Raw genomic sequence first — 18,162 nt, forward strand, 5'->3', positions numbered from 1 at the left:
CAACGATTTTGCGCGCGGGAGAGGCAGCCAGGCGCGACGCGTCAGCCGCGGGGCGGGAGCGTGCGGGCGGTGGCGCGGGCCGTGGCGAGTGCCGTCGCCGCGATGGCCGCCGTGTGCGCGACCGAGTTCATCCACAGCGGGGTCGTCGTAACCGAGACGCCCGCGGCCTCGACCACGGCAGCCAGCGCGGCATCGGTGTCGTCGATGAGCCAGGCGTCGAGCACGCCTCCGCCTCGCCGGGCGCCGTAGTGGAAGGCCACAGCATCCGCCGCCGTTTCGACCCCGATCGCGCTGAGACAGGCGTGCGCCATACCCCGAACAGCCGCCCCGGAGATGATCGGCGAGACGCCGACGACCGGTGCCGCCGTTGCCTGAAGGGCGTCACGGATGCCCGGCACGGCCAGGATCGTATCGATCGAGACCACGGGGTTCGACGGCGCGAAGAGCACCACGTCGGCACCGGTGATGGCCTCGACCACTCCGGGAGCGGCGAGGGCGCTCTCGATGCCGTGCTGCTCGAAGCGCAGCGCGGGGAGAGTGGCGCGGTAGCGCACCCACCACTCCTCGAAGTGCATGGTACGTGTGCGGATTCCCGCATCAGCACCAGCGCCGGCAGCGGAGTCAGTGCCACAGCCAGTGCCACCGCCAGTGCCTGTGCCAATCCCTGCGTCGGAATCGTCGGCGACCACGACGTGGGTCTCGACGGGCTGGTCGCTCATCGGCAGCAGCCGCACGCCGAGGTCCCAGCGGGCCGTGATCTGCGCCGTCGCCTCACTGAGAGTCAGACCCTCGCGCAGCAGGTGCGAGCGGGTGATGTGCGTGCCGAGGTCGAGGTCGCCGAGGGTGAACCACGGCCAGCCGACGCCGTAGGCCGTCAGCTCGGCACTGACGCGCTCAGACTCGCCGAGCCGGCCCCAGCCCCGTGTCTCGTCATTCGCGCCGCCGAGGGTGTACATGATCGAGTCGAGGTCGGGGCAGACCCGCAATCCCGTGAGCCACAGGTCGTCACCGGTGTTGACGACCACGGTGACCTCAGCGGTGGTTCCGCCCACCCCGTCGGGCAGCGTCTCCCTGAGGTGTTCGCGCAGCCCCCGCAGAAACCTCGCCCCGCCAACGCCGCCAGCCAAAACCGTGATCTTCACTGGTCAATCCTGACACTGTTTCGCTGCCGGGCCGTCTCCCGCGATCAGGCGCGTGAATCACACCAGGCGCGACGCGACCTCGATGAGCACGTCTTCGCGGCCCGCGTAGATGCCGTCTGCCCGCGGCCAGTGGCTGATCACGTCGGTGAAACCGAGATCGGATGCCCGGCCCACCAGATCCTCGAACACCGCCACGCTTTCGAGCGAGAACCGCCCGCCCGAGTCGAGAGACAGGTACCGGTCGATAGTGGCTGGGTCGCGCCCGGCCCTCCCTGCGGCGTCGTCGAGGCGCAGTCCCAGCTCCCGCACCGCCGACCACCACTCCTCGCCAACCGCGCCGTCAGCGCCGGTTGTCACCCACCCCTGGCCGTGCTCCGCAACGAGTGCCAGGCCCTTCGGGCCATTGGCCGCGAGCACGAATGGCACCCGTGGCTGCTGCGCCGGAGTGCCGACCATCCGAGCCTCGTGGGCGGTGAACCACGAGCCGGTGAAGCTGATGCCTGCGCCCGCTTCGTTGCCCGTGTCCGTCCCACTATCCGCGCCGCCGACACTCGAATCCGGATGCTCGAACCGCAGCAGCGCGTCGAGACCCCCCACGAACTCGGCGAACCTCTCGTGCCGTTCACGCGGCGTCAGCGCGGGCTGGCCCAGCACGAAGGCGTCGAAACCCGTTCCTCCGGAGCCGATGCCCACGAGCATCCGGCCGCCTGAGATGTCGTCGAGTGTGGTGAGCTCTTTTGCGAACGGCACCGGGTGGCGAAAGTTCGGCGACGAGACGAAAGTGCCGAGCCGGATGCGTTCGGTGACGACCGCTGCGGCGGTGAGTGTCGGTACGGTTGCGCCCCAGGGCTCGTCGGCGAGGCTGCGCCACGAGAGGTGATCGTACGTCCACGCGTGGTCGAAGCCGAATTCATCGGCGAGCATCCACTTGCGGCGGGCCTCCGGCCAGGGGTCCTGGGGCAGGATGACGATTCCTAATCGCATCGCTCCAGCGTACCCAGCCCTCTGCACAGTGCCCAGGAAGTAACACCATTCCGCGTCTCAAGAGCTGGGCTCGGCAGTCTGAAGCGTCGCCTGGATTGGGGTGGTGGCAGAGCGCTGACCTTCCAGGAGACAGCCGATTTGTGGTGGAGGCGTGCCGTGAGAGCTCGCCCGCCAACTTACCCCCCCCGTTATGGGGTCCATTTAGTGGATTCCTTGCCTGGATCGAGGTACGGTTCACGTGGAGAAGAAAGGTGAAGGAGCCCTCCTGACACCTCAGTGTCTTCTCGTATGAATACGGGGGTGTGCGGTGACTCGACTTTCATCAAACCGGCGAGCGGGGTTGGTGGCAGCTGGCGCATTGCTGGCTGCTACTGCGATGATTCTGACGGCGGGCCCGGCGCAAGCCGCGACGACCCTCTCGGGGCCGGTCGATCTGGGGACCGCTGGAACCTATGGTGTCCTCGGCGCAAGCGCGGTGACGAATACTGGCCCGACTGTTGTCACTGGTGATGTCGGGGTGAGCCCCGGAACGTCGATAACTGGCTTCAGCGGCGCACCCAACGGGACATACACGGGAAGTCTGCATCAAACCGATCCTGCTGCAGCTCAAGCCCAGAACGATCTGACGACAGCGTTCAACGCTGCCGCCGGGCTCACCCCGACAACGTCGGGACTCAGCGAGATGAACGGGCTGTCGTTGACACCAGGGGTGTACTCCGGGGGTGCACTTTCGCTGGCGAACAACGGCACCCTCACTCTTGCTGGTAGCGCAAGCTCGGTGTGGGTGTTCCAGGCAGCCAGCACGCTGACCATCGGTTCGGGTACCCACATCCTGATCACGGGAGGTGCGTCCGGATGCAACGTGTTCTGGGAGGTAGGCAGCTCTGCAACACTGGGGACCAGCGCCCAATTCCAAGGCACCGTGCTCGCCGCCCAGTCCATCACCGCGACCACTGGTGCAACGATCGTCGGCCGGCTCCTCGCCGCCAACGCAGCCGTAACCTTGGACACGAACACCATCACCGTGCCAACCGGCTGTCCGGCCGCTGGCACACCGACCAGCAGCCCCAGCCCAGAGATCACGTCCGGAACGCCACCGACTGCAACAGAAGGCACCCCCTACACCTTCACTGTCACCGCAACTGGGACACCAGCCCCCGTCTTCACGGTCACGGCCGGGTCGCTCCCGGCCGGGCTCACCCTCAACGGAACAACAGGCCAGATCACCGGAACACCGACGACCCCAGGCTCGTCAACAGTGACACTCACAGCCAGCAACGGCATCACGCCGAACACATCCGCGATCTACACCATCCAGACACAAGCCGCTGCGACACCGACACCGACGCCAACAGCAACCACACCTGCTGCGACACCGACGCCGACCGTTGCTGCCATCACCATCGCTTCGAACAGTGGCGGCAGCAGTGGCTCAGCCGAGCACCTCGCTGCCACCGGGATGGATGTGGCGCTGCCTATCGGCGTCGGAATCGCTCTGGCACTGATCGGCACGACCATACTGCTCCTTCGCCGTCGCAGTGCGCGAACGCACTCGTAGCTGCCACCGACTGATCAACACGGGCAGAGACGCTTTCACCCTGCATCAGGCCCCAGAGCTAGGAGCCATCTCACAAGAGATTTCATCCAAGATGGTCCCGTCTCTCATCACGACGCCAAGCGATCACAGAGCACCGCCTCACACCGATCACCCTGACGAGTGAGGCCTCGGGTCTGCGAGCAAGAGTGGGCCGCTGATCCATCCGTCTCTGCTCCACCAGCCACCGGCCCCACTGCCCACAGGGTTCGCTGAATCGCGATCAGGCGCGGGTCGCGCTCGCGAGGTGGGTCGCGATGTCGTCGAACTCACCCTTCACCAGGCCCGCCGTGACCCGAACGTGCTCACCCGCAGCCAGGCCCGCCGGCGCGGTGAAGGAGCTCGCCAAGAACGGGGTCCCGGCAGCGACGCGGATCCCGCTCGCCGCGAGTGAGACGATCGCCGCCTTCTCATCGGAGACGGGCAGCCAGAGGTTGATGCCGTCTGCGATGTCCAACTCCACGCCGTGCCGGGCCAACGCAGCACCGAGTTCGACCTGACGCAGCTGGTACGTGCGCCGGGCCGCCGACACCTGCGCAACAGACTCGCGCGCCGTGAGGAGCTCGTAGAGAATGACCTGCAGCATTCTCGACGTCCAGCCCGGCCCGAGCATCCGTCTCGCCACAATGCGGTCGATCAGGGCTGTCGGCCCGGCCAGAGCACCGATTCGCAGGTCGGGGCCGTGCGACTTTGCATAGCTGCGAACGTGCAGGGTGCGGTGGGGCAGCCAGGTGCCGATGCTCGTTGCCGGGGCTCCGCTGATTTCGCCCGAATGGTCGTCTTCGATGATCACAGGGTCGGTCAGGTGCGAGTGCGACCGCAGCAGGCCCACGAGTTCACGGGCGCGTTCCTCGGTCATCGTGGCGCCGGTCGGGTTCTGGGCCCTCGGCTGCAGGATGATCGCGGCAGGGTTCGACCGCAGAGCCGCCGCGAACGGGCCGGGCAGCATGCCGTGCCTGTCGATGGGCACAGCGACGCGCTCAGCACCGAGGTGCTCGAGCAGATCGAGAAAGGGAGGGAAACCGGGTTCTTCGATCACGACCCGGTCTCCGTAGCGGATCACCACCTCCAGTGAACGCGAGATGGCGTCGAGCGCACCGTCGGTGATGGTGAGCGATTCCGGGCTGTAGGGCCACGACGCCCGGAGGAGTCTCTCGAGCTCCGGCAGCACCCTGACGGTGAGGTAGCTGGTCGTGTCTGCGCGGGTGGGGAGGTGCTGGAAGGCCGCGGCGAGATCGGGAAGCAACTCCGGATCGGGTGTGCCTGTGGAGAGATCCAGGCGGCTCTGAACGTGCGAGCCGGCCAGCTCGGCGAAGTGCGTGGGCATCCAGCGGGTGCTCGCCTGGAGCACAAAGCTGCCTGCGCGCCCTCGCGAGGTGATCAGGCCGACGCCGGCCAGCGCCTGCCAGGCGTTCGAGACCGTAGCGGGGCTCACGCCGAGCTCTGATGCGAGTTCGCGAACCGTGGGGAGCCTGTCGCCTGAGGCGATGCCGCCGGTGCGGATCAGGCGCGAGACAGCGGCAGCGATACCCTCTGGCGACTTGTTCTCCACAGCCGCGACGATCTGCTCGATCATGCACACCTCTTGACTTATTTACGCTCACGTCACACGCTGAAACACGAGAGAAATGTTCAGCACAAATAATAACAAAACCGGGTTTGAAAGGAATATACACAGATGACGGTCATTCGAGCAGCAATTACCCAGACCACGTGGACGGGCGACAAAGAGTCGATGATCGCCAAGCACGAGCAGTTCGCCCGCGACGCGGCGGCCGACGGAGCCCAGGTCATCTGCTTCCAGGAGCTCTTCTACGGCCCCTACTTCGGCATCACCGAAGATGCGAAGTACTACGCCTATGCCGAACCGGCCGACGGCCCGATCGTGCAGAAGTTCGCGGCGCTCGCGAAAGAACTGAACCTGGTCATGGTGCTGCCCATCTACGAGGAAGACATGCCGGGGGTCTACTACAACACCGCTGTCGTCGTCGACGCAGACGGCACGATTCTCGGCAAGTACCGCAAGAACCACATTCCGCACGTCGAGAAGTTCTACGAGAAGTTCTACTTTCGTCCGGGCAACCTCGGGTACCCTGTCTTCCAGACCGCGGTCGGCCCGATCGGCGTCTACATCTGCTACGACAGGCACTTCCCGGAGGGGTGGCGGGAACTCGGTCTGAACGGGGCTCAGATCGTCTTCAACCCGAACGCCACCAAGCCGGGTCTCTCCAACCGCTTGTGGGAGCTCGAGCAGCCTGCTGCTGCCGGTGCGAACGGTTACTTCGTCGCCGCGCCCAACCGCGTCGGCCTCGAAGACAACGAGTACGGTGACCTCGCTGTCAACTTCTACGGCAACAGCCAGTTCGCCGATCCGCAGGGCAACATCGTCGGTGAATACGGCAGTGGCGAGAACGAGGAGATCGTCATCCGCGACCTCGATCTCGGTCTGGTGCGGGTTGCGCGCGACAACTGGCAGTTCTATCGCGACCGCAGGCCGGAGACGTACACGTCGATCCCCAAGCCGTAGACACCTACCCCCAGTCGCTGGTTGAGTAGGCCCGAAGCGCCGTATCGAGACTGTGCTCAGCTGAACACGATTTCGACGAGCTCATCAGCGACCATCGAAGGAGCAGTGCGATGAAGACCCTCATCACCAACGGAACAGTTGTCAATGCCACGGGAACGGCCACGGCCGACGTGCTGATCGACGGGGAGACCATCGCTGCCGTGCTCGCGCCCGGCTCCAGGCTCCTGGGTTTCGACCTCGCCGGCAGCGTCGACCGGGTGATCGACGCGCGGGGCAAGTACGTGATCCCCGGTGGCATCGATGCGCACACGCACATGCAGATGCCGTTCGGGGGCACAGAGGCCAGCGACACGTTCGAGACCGGCACGCGTGCGGCGGCGTGGGGCGGTACCACGAGCATCGTCGACTTCGTCGTGCAGTACGCGGGTGAGAACATCCTCGACCAGTACAACCTGTGGCACCAGAAGGCCGCCGGCCAGTGCGCGATCGACTACGGCTTCCACCAGATCCTGAGCGACGTGCAAGACAGTTCGCTGACGGCGATGGATGAACTGCTGAACGAGGGCGTCTCGAGCTTCAAGCTCTTCATGGCGTACAAGGGCGTCTTTCTCAGCGACGACGGCCAGATCGTCAAGGCGATGCAGCGTGCAAGCGAGAACGGCAGCCTGATGATGATGCACGCAGAGAACGGCAGCGTGATCGACCTGCTCGTGCAGCAGTCCATTGCGCGCGGCGACACCGCGCCATACTTCCACGGCACCACCAGGCCATGGCAGGCCGAAGAAGAGGCCACTCACCGCGCGATCATGCTGGCGAACCTCACCGGCGCACCGCTGTACATCGTGCATGTGAGCGCCAAGCAGGCCGTCGAGCAGATCGCGGTCGCCCGCGACCGCGGCCAGAACGTCTTCGCCGAAACCTGCCCGCAGTACCTGTACCTTTCGCTCGAAGAGCAACTCGGTGCCAGCAGCGAGCAGTGGGGTGACTTCGAGGGTGCGAAGTGGGTGTGCTCGACACCGCTGCGTTCCCGGGCCGAGGGGCACCAGCATCACATGTGGCAGGGACTCCGCACGAACGACCTGCAGGTGATCTCCACCGACCACTGCCCGTTCTGCATGAAGGGCCAGAAAGACATGGGAATCGGAGACTTTTCGAAGATCCCCAACGGCATCGGTTCGGTCGAGCACCGCATGGACCTCATCTACCAGGGTGTGGTGATGGGGGAGATCAGCCTTCCACGCTGGGTCGAGCTCACCTCGACCACCCCGGCACGCATGTTCGGCATGTACGGCAAGAAGGGCGTCATCCAGCCGGGCGCCGACGGTGACGTCGTCATCTACGACCCCAACGGCCACACCTCCATCGGCATGGGTGAGGGCAAGAAGAACCATATGAACATGGACTACGCCGCGTGGGAGGGTTTCGAGATCGATGGGCGCGTCGACACCGTGATCTCCCGGGGCAAGGTCATCGTCGACGACAACCAGTACCTCGGCACGAAGGGTGACGGCAAGTACTTCAAGCGGGGCCTTTCGCAATACCTGATTTGAGCCATAAGCGACGCGGGTTCCCGCCCGGCGTCGCGTAGGAAACTCCACCAACCTTCGCCCAACAGAAAGAACCCCATGGAATTCGGAGCAGTTCTCCAGACGCACCCGCCGGCGTCGCGCACGCTTGCGCTGGCCAAGCTCGCCGAGCAGCACGGATTCGACTACGCCTGGACCTTCGACTCGCACCTGCTCTGGCAGGAACCGTACGTCATCTACAGCCAGATCCTGAACGAGACCCACCGCATCAAGGTGGGCCCGATGGTCACGAACCCTGCGACCCGCGACTGGACGGTCACCGCCTCGATCTTCGCCACGCTGAACGAGATGTACGGCAACCGCACCATCTGCGGCATCGGCCGCGGCGATTCGGCGGTGCGTGCCACCAATGGCGCACCCACGACGCTCAAGACCCTGCGTGAGTCGATCCATGTCATCCGCGAGCTGGCGAACAGCAGGCCTGTCGAATACAACGGAGCCACCGTGCAGTTCCCGTGGAGCCGCGGCTCCGAACTCGAAGTCTGGGTGGCTGCGTACGGGCCCCTCGCGCTGAAGCTCACCGGCGAAGTCGGTGACGGCTTCATCCTCCAGCTGGCCGATCTCGACATCGCCGAATGGATGATCGGGGTCGTTCGCAAGGCGGCCGAGAATGCGGGCCGCGACCCCATGTCGATCAAGTTCTGCGTCGCAGCCCCCATGTACATCGGCGACGACTGGGAGCACATGCGGGAGCAGTGCCGCTGGTTCGGAGGCATGGTGGGCAACCACGTCGCCGACATCGTCTCGAAGTACGGCACCGATTCGTCTGTACCCACGGCGCTCACCGACTACATCAAGGCCCGCGAGGGCTACGACTACAATGAACACGGCCAGGCCGGCAACACTCACGCCGCCTTCGTGCCAGACGAGATCGTCGACCGCTTCTGCCTGCTCGGCACCGCAGAACAGCACATCGAGAAACTCAAAGCACTCAAAGAACTCGGCGTCGACCAGTTCGCCGGGTATCTCCAGCACGACAACAAAGAAGAGACGCTCCGCGTCTACGGAGAGACGGTCATCCCGACCCTCAGAGACCACATCACGGCCACCGCATGAGCGATCGCACCTCAGGCAGGCCAGAGTCGAGAGGGTCGGCGCGCATCAGCGCCCTCGTCTGGGGTCTGGTCGGCCTGATCGTGCTCGTCGTGCTGTGGGAGGGGTACAAGGCCTTCGGGCCGGCCTCCGGCGTGCAACTGTTCGACACGAGCATCCTGCCTCGTACAGACGACCGCTCGATGCCTCACCTGCTCGCGATGGTGCAGCGTGCGCTCGAACCGGTGAACTCCTCTGCCGGGTCACAGGCGGTCTGGGTCGCGGTGGTTGCGGCTGCACTGACCAGCCTCGGCGTGGCAGCTGTGGGCTGGGCGATCGGCTCGGTGGTGGGGTTTCTGCTGGCACTGCTCATGCAACGCCTGCAGGTCGCTGAACGCGCCGTTCTGCCGTGGCTGATTCTGAGCCAGACCGTGCCGCTGATCGCCCTCGCACCCGTGATCGTGGCCTGGGGCGGAAAGATCCAGATCGGTGCCTTCTCCTGGGACAGGTGGATGTCGGTGGCCGTCATCGCCTCCTACCTCGCGTTCTTCCCGGTGGCGGTGGGGGCGCTCCGCGGCCTGCAGTCACCCGACACCATCCACGTCGAGCTGATGCACACGTACAATGCCGGGTGGTTCAAGACCCTGCTTCACCTTCGGCTACCCGCCAGCGTGCCCTTTCTCCTGCCGGCCCTCCGTCTGGGTGCTGCGAGCGCGATCGTCGGTACGGTCGTCGCCGAGGTCTCCACCGGGTACAAGGGCGGAATCGGGCGCATGATCATCGAATTCGCCCAATCTGGCACCTCCGACCCCGCCAAGGCCTACGCCCCGATCGCGGGCGCCGTAATCCTGGGGCTGGCCTCTGCAGGGCTTGTCGCGCTGCTCGGGCTCGCCCTCAAACGCTTCAACCGCCAGGAGGCGTCATCGTGACCGACAGTACCCAGGCCCCGGCCGCACCGATCACCGCCGAGCCTGCCATCGTCGTCAGCGGGGCCAACAAGATCTTCCAGGTCGCCAAGGGCGCCGAAGTCCGGGCGCTCGACGACATCAACCTCTCCGTCGCTCCCGGCGAATTCGTCTCGCTGATCGGGCCGTCCGGGTGTGGCAAGAGCACACTGCTCCGCCTGATTGCCGACCTCGACACGGCAACCAGCGGCGACATCAGCGTGTTCGGCAAGACAGCCCGGCAGGCACGCATCGACCAGGAGTACGGAATCGCGTTCCAGAGCGCCGGGCTGCTTCCCTGGCGCACGGTTCAGGCCAACATCGAGTTGCCCCTCGAACTCCACGGCATCGGCAAGGCCGAGCGGGCCGCTCGCGCCGAAGAGCTCATCGAACTCGTCGGCCTCACGGACTTCCGGTCGCGCTTCCCCGACCAGCTCTCCGGCGGCATGCAGCAGCGAGTCGCCATCGCCCGGTCGCTGGCCGAACGCCCGAAGCTCCTCCTGATGGATGAGCCGTTCGGTGCGCTCGACGAGATGACCAGGGAGCGCATGCAGCAGGAACTCGTGCGCATCTGCTCCGAAACGGGTGCTGCTGTAGTCTTTGTCACCCACTCGATCCCTGAGGCGGTCTTCCTCTCCGACCGGGTGGTCGTCATGTCTCCCCGCCCGGGGCGGATCGTCGACATCGTCGACATCGACCTGGGCCCCGGCACCGAGCGCAGCGAGGTTCTCCGAGATAATCCCGCCTACTACGCCGGCGTCATCGCCGTTCGCGAGGCGCTGCACGGCCGTGCAGCCGCTCCTCTGGGGGCTGATCTCCGATGACCAGCGAACGGGTCACGGCCCTGGCCGGGCCTTCTTCGCCTCTGGTCGCGGCGCTTCCCGGCGAATCGGTATCTCCGGTCGCAGCACAGGGCGGTGCCACGCGCGGACAAGGAGGCCGGTGGATCGCCAGGTCGATCGTTCCTCCGCTCGTTCTGGGCCTCGCGTTCCTCCTGCTCTGGCAGCTTGCCGTGCTCGCGTTCGACATCAAGCCCTATCTGCTGCCGAGCCCGACCGACATCGCCGGCCAACTCGTCACTGTCTTTCCGTTGCTCTGGTCGTCGATGCTCGCGACAGGCCTCAATGCCCTGATTGGAGTCGTCGTCGGCGGCCTGCTCGCGGTCGTGCTGGCACTCCTGGCCTCCCGCCTCACGATCTTGGACCGGATGATCGTGCCGATCGTGGCGGGAATCGCCGTCGTGCCCATTGTCGCCGTCGCACCCATCCTGAACACGATGTTCGGCTCCACCTCTGACACTCCCAGGCGCATCGTCGTGCTGATCGTCGTCTTCGCGCCCATCTTCATCAACACCCTGCGGGGGCTTCGCCAGGTGAGGCCGGTGCACCGCGATCTCATGCGGGCGTACGCGGCATCCGACTGGCAGCTGACCCGAACAGTCACACTGCCGGGCGCTGTGCCGTTCATCTTCACCGGGCTGCGCATCGCTGCGCCTCTCGGGGTCATCTCCGCCATCGTGGCCGAATACTTCGGCGGGCTTCAGAACGGCCTCGGTTCGCGCATCACCTCTGCCGCGGCCAACAGCGCCTACCCCCGTGCCTGGGCCTATGTGTTCGGAGCGATCGTGCTCGGGCTCGTCTTCTACGGCGCGAGCCTGCTCCTCGAACGGCTCGCCACCCGGCGGCGTGCCTGACCTGCATCATCCGCGTGTCGCGCCATCCACAGCGCACCCCTGAACCGCAACACCCACAGCACCACTGCACCACCTATCTGATGGAGGAACAGATGAAACACGGCAAACGCATCACCCTCGGCGTGGCGGCCATCGCCGCGTCGGCAGCACTCGTACTCTCGGGCTGCTCGAGTTCGTCGAGCACCCCGGCACCCTCGGCGACCGCGGGGGCGCTGACGCCAGTGAAACTGCAATTGCAGTGGTTCACCCAGGCACAGTTCGCCGGGTACTACGCCGCGCTCGACCAGGGCTACTTCAAGGACCAGGGCCTCGACGTCACCATCGTCGAGGGTGGCACCGACATCGTGCCGCAGACCCAGCTCGCCGATGGCGCAGTCGACTACGCCGTGGCCTGGGTACCCAAGGCGCTGGCCTCCCGAGAGCAGGGCGCCGGCATCACCGACGTTGCTCAGATCCTCCAGAAATCCGGCACACTGCAGGTCTCCATGGCAGCCAAGAACATCACGACTTCGGCCGATCTCAAGGGCAAGGTCGTCGGCAACTGGGGCTATGGCAACGAGTTCGAGATGTTCGCCGGTATCACCAAGGCAGGCCTCGACCCGGCGAAAGACGTCTCTCTCGTGCAGCAGAACTTCGACGAGGCGGGTCTTCTCGACGGTTCCATCGATGCGGCACAGGCGATGACGTACAACGAGTACGCGCAGATCCTCGAGACGATGAACCCGGCAACCGGCAAGCTATACCAGCCCAGTGACCTCAACGTCATCAACTGGAACGACGAGGGAACGGCAATGCTCCAGGATGCGATCTGGGCGAACACCGACAAACTGAAGAACGACCAGGCGTACCAGGCCACGACGGTCAAGTTCCTGACGGCCGCACTGAAAGGCTGGATCTACGCACGCGACAACCCCCAGAAGGCTGCAGACATCGTGGTGGCCAAGGGCTCGCAACTCGGTGCCAGTCACCAGCTGTGGCAGACCAACGAGATCAACAAGCTGATCTGGCCGTCACCCGACGGCATCGGAATCATCGACACAGCGGCCTGGAAGCAGACCGTCGACGTTGCAATGACAGCGAAGAACCTCGAAGGAACCACGGTCATCACCAAGGCACCTGACGCAGATGCGTACGACAACACCTACGTGCAGAAGGCGCTCGACGCACTTAAGGCCGACGGTGTCGACACCACCGGCACGTCATTCAAACCGATCACCGTCACCCTCACCGAGGGCGGCAAGTAAGCGAGCGCGGCGGGGCGGCTTGAACAGCCGCTCCGCTTTTAGCGCGGCGCGTCGAGCGCGGCGGGGTGGCCTGAACGGCCACTCCGCTTAAAGCGCGGCGCGAGGCGTACGAAACCCGTTCACAGACTGTCGTCCGGCGGGCGGGTTTCGATACGCTCCTCTCGGAGCTACTCAACCAGCGGCACCACACCCACGAACAGACAAGGCACCACACCGTGAACCTCTCACCCGAAGACGGGCAGCTCGCCTACGAACTCGACCGCGCGCACGTCTTCCACTCCTGGTCTGCGCAGGCCGCACTCAAGCCCATGGTCATCGCCGGCGGGCTCGGCAGCACCGTCTGGGACTTCGACGGCAACGAACTGCTCGACTTCTCGAGCCAGCTCGTCAACGTGAACATCGGGCACCAGCATCCGGCAGTGGTCGCCGCCATCCAGGCGCAGGCCGACATTCTGGCCACGGTGGCTCCGGCACACGCCAACCTCGCCCGCGGGCAGGCGGCCCAGCGCATCCTCGAGCGAGCGGGTAGCGAGTTCAGCAAGGTCTTCTTCACCAACGGGGGAGCCGACGCGAACGAGAACGCCATGCGTATGGCGCGCCTGTACACGGGCCGCGACAAAGTGCTCTCGACCTATCGCTCGTACCACGGCAACACCGGTTCGGCCGTCGTCGCCACGGGGGACTGGCGTCGTGTGCCGAACGAGTACGCCCGCGCACACGTGCACTTCTTCGGCCCGTTCTCGTACCGTTCGGAGTTCTGGTCGACGACCCCCGAAGAAGAGTCGGCCAGGGCGCTCCATCACCTCGAGCGAGTCATTCAGGCCGAGGGCCCTTCGTCGATCGCGGCGATCCTGATCGAGACGATTCCCGGCACAGCCGGCGTGCTGGTTCCGCCGCCCGGCTACCTCGCCGGCGTACGCGCTCTTGCCGACAAATACGGCATCGTGCTGATCTTCGATGAAGTGATGTGCGGCTTCGGTCGAACCGGCGGCTGGTTCGCGTTCCAGTCGCTCAGCGAGGGGGGCGAGCCGGTGATCCCTGACCTCATCACCTTCGCCAAGGGAGTGAACTCGGGGTACGTGCCGGTGGGCGGCGTCATCATTCCGCCGTTCATCGCGGATGTCTTCGACGAGCAGGTGTTCCCGGGCGGCCTGACGTACTCCGGGCATCCACTCGCCATGGCGTCGATCGTCGGTGCACTCGACGCGATGCAGAACGAGGGCATCGTCGACAACGCGGCGCGTGTCGGGGCCGACGTGATCGGGCCGGGCCTCAGGGCGCTCGCAGAGAAGCACGAGGCGATCGGAGAGGTTCGCGGCCTCGGTGTCTTCTGGGCACTCGACCTCGTGGCCGACCCGGTGACCCGCGAGCCGCTCTCACTGGCCACGATCGGCGTTCTGAAGGCGAAACTGCTCTCGCTCGGGCTCCTGCCGTTCTTCGCCGACAATCGCCTCCACGTGGTCCCTCCGTGCGTCGTCACCGACGCCGAGGTTGCTCGCGCGCTCGCGATCTACGACGAGGCCTTCACCGCCGTGTTCGCGTAGCGTGCCGAAACCCCGTCGACTTTCCCGAATGTGCAGCTTTTTTCGAAATGAGTTGCACAAACGGGAAAGTCGATGGGGGAATCTGCGCGCCGCGCGGGATGCAGAAGAGATGCGCGAGCCCACCAACACAGTGCTGCGCTGACGCTGTAGCGTGGCTTCATGGACGTGCGCCGGCTCGAACTGCTTCGTGAGCTCGCCGAGCGTGGCAGCATCACCGAAGTGGCGAAGGCCACCCACCGCACCCCCTCCGCTGTCTCGCAGCAACTCCGCGTACTCGAGCGTGAGGCAGGGCTGCCGCTCACCGAGAAGGCGGGCCGCGGTATCGTGCTCACCGATGCCGGTCGTGCCCTCGCCCGAAGCGCTGCCGACGTGGCCGTAGCGATCGAACGAGCTGATGCACTGTGGGACGAGTTCCGCCACGATCCCACCGGTGAGGTCTCCCTCGCGACCTTTCCCACCGGTGGCCAGATGCTGCTTCCCGGGGTGCTGCACCGCCTGGCCCGGCAGAGCGGCCTCACACTGCACGCGAGTGATCGCGACCCCATCTCCGAGGCCTTCCCCGAGCTCACGAACGATTTCGACATCGTGATCGCCCACGCGCCGACCCGGCCGCCGTCGATGTGGCTGGGCAGGGGCCTGAGCATCGTGCACCTGATGACAGAGCCCCTCGACGTGGCACTGCCGTTCGGGCATCCGCTCGACTCTGCAGCCAGCGTCACGCCGGCCGACCTGATCGGCGAGCAGTGGATCGGCGTGCCCTGGGGGTACCCGTTCGAGCGCACCCTGTACGACATCTCTGCCGCTGCCGGCGCCCCCGTCAACATCGTGCAGCGTTTCGCTGACACCCGCGTGACAGAAGCCCTCGTCTCCGCAGGCCTCGGCGTCGCCATCCTTCCGCGGTACACCGCAGGCGGCGCCTACCTGACCTCCAGCGCCATGTCGCAGCGCATCTCCCTCAAGCCTCTCTCCGGTGTGCGTGCCGAGCGCCACATCTACGCACTCATGCGACCCGACCGGGCCGAGCGTCTCGCCGTTCGCACGGTGGTGGATGCCCTGCGAGCCGAATCCGACGCAATCACTGTGGCCAACCCGACGACCGCCCCCTGAGGTGCGATCCGCGGGTAAACTCGTACCCCGTGAGCAAATTCAACATAACTCCGTTCACGCTGAACGTCTGGGACCTCATGCACAAACCCGGCGAGATGCGTGAGCGACAGCTCGACCTCGTCGTTCCTGAGAAGCTGGGCGAAGGCCTGGTAGCCGTGCAGACAGGCAGTGTTCTCGAGACAGACGTGCGCCTCGAAGCCCTGCACGATGGCATTCTGGTGACCGCTGAGGTCGCAGGAACCGCCAGTGGAATCTGCGGCAGATGCCTCAAAGACATCGATTTACCCGTTCGAGTCGAGTTTGCGGAGCTTTTCGCGTATTCTCGTGACGAAGCTTTTGATTTTGAGGTTCAGAACGACCATGTCGATCTTGAACCACTGATCAGGGATGCGGTTGTTCTCGCACTCCCGTTCCAACCGGTTTGTCGGCCGGATTGCCCAGGCCTCGACCCCGTAACGGGCGAGCGGCTGGAAGATCTGCCTGACCGGGCGCCGCAGCAGAATCTCGATTCCCGCTGGTCTGCCCTTGCCGGGCTGCTCGATTCATCAGAATCCGCGGGGTCAGAAGCTTCCACAGACTTGTCGGCCACTGCCGACACGGCCACCGAAGGCGAAACAACGCCCGGCGGCCACGTACCTGAGACAGAAAAGAGTTAGCTGATGGCTGTACCAAAGAGGAAGATGTCGCGGGCTTCCACCCGCATGCGCCGCGCACAGTGGAAGGCCACCGCGCCGACCCTGGTCAAGACCGTCGAGAACGGCAAGACCACGTACAGCCTGCCGCACCGCGCCAAGGTTGTCGAAGACTCCGCCGGCACCGCGCTGTTCCTTGAGTACAAGGGCCGCAAAGTCGCCGACATTTGATCCGACAGTCCGCCCCTGGGGCGGCACGGTGCGAAACTGCACCGGTGGGTTTCGAACTCTGCACGTCCAATTGGTGTGGCCGGGTGAGGTGAATCGATGACGAAAGTCACGAAGTCACCCGAGCGGTCGCACCTTTTGGCGACCCTGCAGGTCGAGATTCCCGAGGAGCTGCTCGATCTGGCGCTCACCCACCGGTCGTGGTCGTACGAGCACGGCGGGGTTCCCACCAATGAGCGCCTCGAGTTCCTCGGTGACTCCATTCTGGGGCAGGCCGTCACGGTCATGCTCTACAACCGGTACCCCGAGCTCGGCGAGGGCGACCTCGCCAAGCGGCGCGCCAGTCTCGTCTCGACGGTGGCGCTCGCTGGCATCGGCAAGTCGATCGGCCTCGGCCCGTTCATCCTTCTCGGTCGCGGCGAAGACCTGACCGGCGGCCGCAGCAAGGCGTCGATTCTCGCCGACACCGTCGAGGCTCTCATCGGTGCGACCTACCTCGGTGTCGGAGCCGACACCGCCACGGCCCTCGTGCTGCGCCTGGTCGAACCCCTCATCGAGAACCCGAACACCTTCGGCGAATCGATGGATCCGAAGACCACGCTCCAGGAGCTTGCCGCGTCGCTCGGCGCCGAAGCTCCGGTGTATGAGGTCTCCGAGAGCGGCCCCGACCACCGTAAGACCTTCGTTGCCACCGTGACCGTCTCAACAGTTGCCGCTGGTACTGGCGCTGTCGACGCCCTCGCCACGGCAACGGGCGAAGGCTCGAGCAAGAAACAGGCCGAATCGGCCGCCGCCCGCCTGGCTCAGCAACTGCTGACTCCCGGTGCCTGAACTCCCTGAAGTCGAAGTCGTTCGGGCCGGGCTCGAACGCGCCGTCTCCGGCTCGATCGTGACGGGAGTCGAGGTGTTCGAACCGCGCAGCCTGAAACGCCACAGCCCTGTGGCTGGTGCCTTCGAAGAACAGCTCACGGGCCAGCGGATGCTCGCCGCCGTGCGCCGCGGAAAGTTCCTGTGGTTCCCCCTGTCCTCGGGCCGCGCCCTGGTCACCCACCTCGGCATGAGCGGGCAAGTGTTGCTGCGCGAGCCGGGGTTCGCCGAAGACGGACTGCTGCGCATCAGGCTGGGGATCGAGCATCCGTCGCTCGGAGAGTTCTGGGTGAACTTCGTCGACCAGCGCATCTTCGGCTCCATGGCGGTCGACACCATGGTTCCCACCAGTGATGGCTACCCCGCGGGCTTCTCCGGGTTGCCGGGCCCGGCCGCGGGAGTCACGCCAGGCGTGTCTGGAGCGGGCCGCTCCGAAGCCACTGCCTGGGCGAATCTCATCCCCTCGCAGGTCGCCCACATCGCCCGTGACCCACTCGACCCCGCCTTCGACGAGTCTGCCTTTCTCGCGAAACTCGCGCGAAAGTCGACGGGAATCAAGCGTGCACTCCTCGACCAGACGCTGGTCAGCGGCATCGGCAACATCTACGCCGACGAAGCCCTCTGGGCGGCACGGCTTCACTACGCCCAGCCCACGGCGACGCTCACGAAGCGCCGGGCGCGACTGCTGCTGGCCGAGGTCCGGCTGGTTCTCACCAAGGCCCTCGCCGAGGGAGGCACGAGCTTCGACGCGCAGTACGTGAACGTCAACGGTGCTTCGGGGTACTTCTCGCACAGTCTCAACGCGTACGGCCAGCAGGGCAAGCCGTGCCCGCGGTGTGGGCGGCCGATCATCCGTGAGTCGTTCATGAATCGTTCCTCGCACTTCTGTGCCCACTGCCAGAGACTGCAATCGGCATAGCTACCGTTCACCTGCAATTCACGGGGCGTCCATGCGATTCGCGGCCCCCGACGAGGTGCTGCTCGTAGGTTCATCTGACAGGCGCGCGAGGTCTCGTGCGCGGGGGTGGTCATGGAATG

Annotated in this window: 17 protein-coding genes; 14 read left to right on the top strand and 3 right to left on the bottom strand. The window is 65.5% G+C overall.

The window, feature by feature from the left end; translation table 11 throughout:
• Nucleotides 1–41: 41 nt before the first annotated feature.
• Both KPL76_RS08075 and KPL76_RS08080 read right to left on the bottom strand, forming a co-directional pair.
• Complete coding sequence (locus KPL76_RS08075) at nt 42–1,142, bottom strand: 2-phospho-L-lactate transferase CofD family protein (RefSeq protein WP_216332102.1); 1,101 nt, start codon at nt 1,140–1,142, stop codon at nt 42–44.
• Between the two features lie 57 nt (nt 1,143–1,199).
• Nucleotides 1,200–2,126, bottom strand: a complete 927-nt coding sequence (locus KPL76_RS08080) for an LLM class flavin-dependent oxidoreductase (RefSeq protein WP_216332104.1) — start codon at nt 2,124–2,126, stop codon at nt 1,200–1,202.
• 376 nt (nt 2,127–2,502) lie between these two features.
• On the opposite strand from KPL76_RS08080, the gene KPL76_RS08085 reads away from it, so the two are divergent.
• Nucleotides 2,503–3,684, top strand: coding sequence for an ice-binding family protein (locus KPL76_RS08085; RefSeq protein ID WP_216332106.1), 1,182 nt, complete (start codon nt 2,503–2,505; stop codon nt 3,682–3,684).
• A gap of 259 nt (nt 3,685–3,943) precedes the next feature.
• On the opposite strand, the gene KPL76_RS08090 is transcribed toward KPL76_RS08085, so the two are convergent.
• Entirely contained in the window at nt 3,944–5,296 is a 1,353-nt protein-coding gene (locus KPL76_RS08090) for a PLP-dependent aminotransferase family protein (protein WP_216332107.1), read from the bottom strand.
• 102 nt (nt 5,297–5,398) lie between these two features.
• On the opposite strand from KPL76_RS08090, the gene KPL76_RS08095 reads away from it, so the two are divergent.
• From KPL76_RS08095 to KPL76_RS08155, 13 genes are all read left to right on the top strand, one after another.
• Complete coding sequence (locus KPL76_RS08095) at nt 5,399–6,247, top strand: nitrilase-related carbon-nitrogen hydrolase (RefSeq protein WP_216332109.1); 849 nt, start codon at nt 5,399–5,401, stop codon at nt 6,245–6,247.
• Between the two features lie 110 nt (nt 6,248–6,357).
• Nucleotides 6,358–7,797 (top strand): dihydropyrimidinase, encoded by a 1,440-nt coding sequence (hydA, locus tag KPL76_RS08100; protein ID WP_216332117.1) that lies wholly within the window; start codon nt 6,358–6,360, stop codon nt 7,795–7,797.
• A 75-nt stretch (nt 7,798–7,872) separates the two neighbouring features.
• A complete protein-coding gene (locus tag KPL76_RS08105) occupies nt 7,873–8,889 on the top strand; it encodes a TIGR03842 family LLM class F420-dependent oxidoreductase (RefSeq protein ID WP_216332119.1) in 1,017 nt (338 codons plus the stop codon).
• Nucleotides 8,886–9,794 carry an ABC transporter permease gene (locus tag KPL76_RS08110; RefSeq protein WP_216332121.1) on the top strand — a complete coding sequence of 303 codons (909 nt, stop codon included), beginning with the start codon at nt 8,886–8,888 and terminating at the stop codon, nt 9,792–9,794. Before KPL76_RS08105 ends, KPL76_RS08110 begins: the two co-directional genes overlap by 4 nt.
• Entirely contained in the window at nt 9,791–10,633 is an 843-nt protein-coding gene (locus KPL76_RS08115; protein WP_371733881.1) for an ABC transporter ATP-binding protein, read from the top strand. Before KPL76_RS08110 ends, KPL76_RS08115 begins: the two co-directional genes overlap by 4 nt.
• A complete protein-coding gene (locus tag KPL76_RS08120; RefSeq protein ID WP_216332123.1) occupies nt 10,630–11,502 on the top strand; it encodes an ABC transporter permease in 873 nt (290 codons plus the stop codon). The genes KPL76_RS08115 and KPL76_RS08120 overlap by 4 nt, the downstream gene beginning before the upstream one ends.
• Before the next feature lie 92 nt (nt 11,503–11,594).
• Entirely contained in the window at nt 11,595–12,746 is a 1,152-nt protein-coding gene (locus KPL76_RS08125; RefSeq protein WP_216332125.1) for an ABC transporter substrate-binding protein, read from the top strand.
• Nucleotides 12,747–12,961: 215 nt separating this feature from the next.
• Nucleotides 12,962–14,290, top strand: a complete 1,329-nt coding sequence (locus KPL76_RS08130; RefSeq protein ID WP_216332127.1) for an aspartate aminotransferase family protein — start codon at nt 12,962–12,964, stop codon at nt 14,288–14,290.
• Nucleotides 14,291–14,449: 159 nt separating this feature from the next.
• Nucleotides 14,450–15,397, top strand: coding sequence for a LysR family transcriptional regulator (locus tag KPL76_RS08135; protein ID WP_216332129.1), 948 nt, complete (start codon nt 14,450–14,452; stop codon nt 15,395–15,397).
• A 29-nt stretch (nt 15,398–15,426) separates the two neighbouring features.
• Nucleotides 15,427–16,053, top strand: a complete 627-nt coding sequence (locus tag KPL76_RS08140) for a DUF177 domain-containing protein (RefSeq protein ID WP_371733882.1) — start codon at nt 15,427–15,429, stop codon at nt 16,051–16,053.
• A 3-nt stretch (nt 16,054–16,056) separates the two neighbouring features.
• The gene (rpmF, locus tag KPL76_RS08145) at nt 16,057–16,260 is read left to right on the top strand and encodes a 50S ribosomal protein L32 (protein ID WP_205110043.1); all 204 of its coding nucleotides are present in this window, start codon (nt 16,057–16,059) and stop codon (nt 16,258–16,260) included.
• A 96-nt stretch (nt 16,261–16,356) separates the two neighbouring features.
• A complete protein-coding gene (gene rnc / locus KPL76_RS08150) occupies nt 16,357–17,088 on the top strand; it encodes a ribonuclease III (RefSeq protein ID WP_216332138.1) in 732 nt (243 codons plus the stop codon).
• Nucleotides 17,081–18,043, top strand: a complete 963-nt coding sequence (locus KPL76_RS08155) for an Fpg/Nei family DNA glycosylase (RefSeq protein WP_216332140.1) — start codon at nt 17,081–17,083, stop codon at nt 18,041–18,043. The genes rnc and KPL76_RS08155 overlap by 8 nt, the downstream gene beginning before the upstream one ends.
• Nucleotides 18,044–18,162 lie beyond the last annotated feature (119 nt).

Source organism: Subtercola sp. PAMC28395 (genome assembly GCF_018889995.1).
Taxonomy (GTDB): domain Bacteria; phylum Actinomycetota; class Actinomycetes; order Actinomycetales; family Microbacteriaceae; genus Subtercola.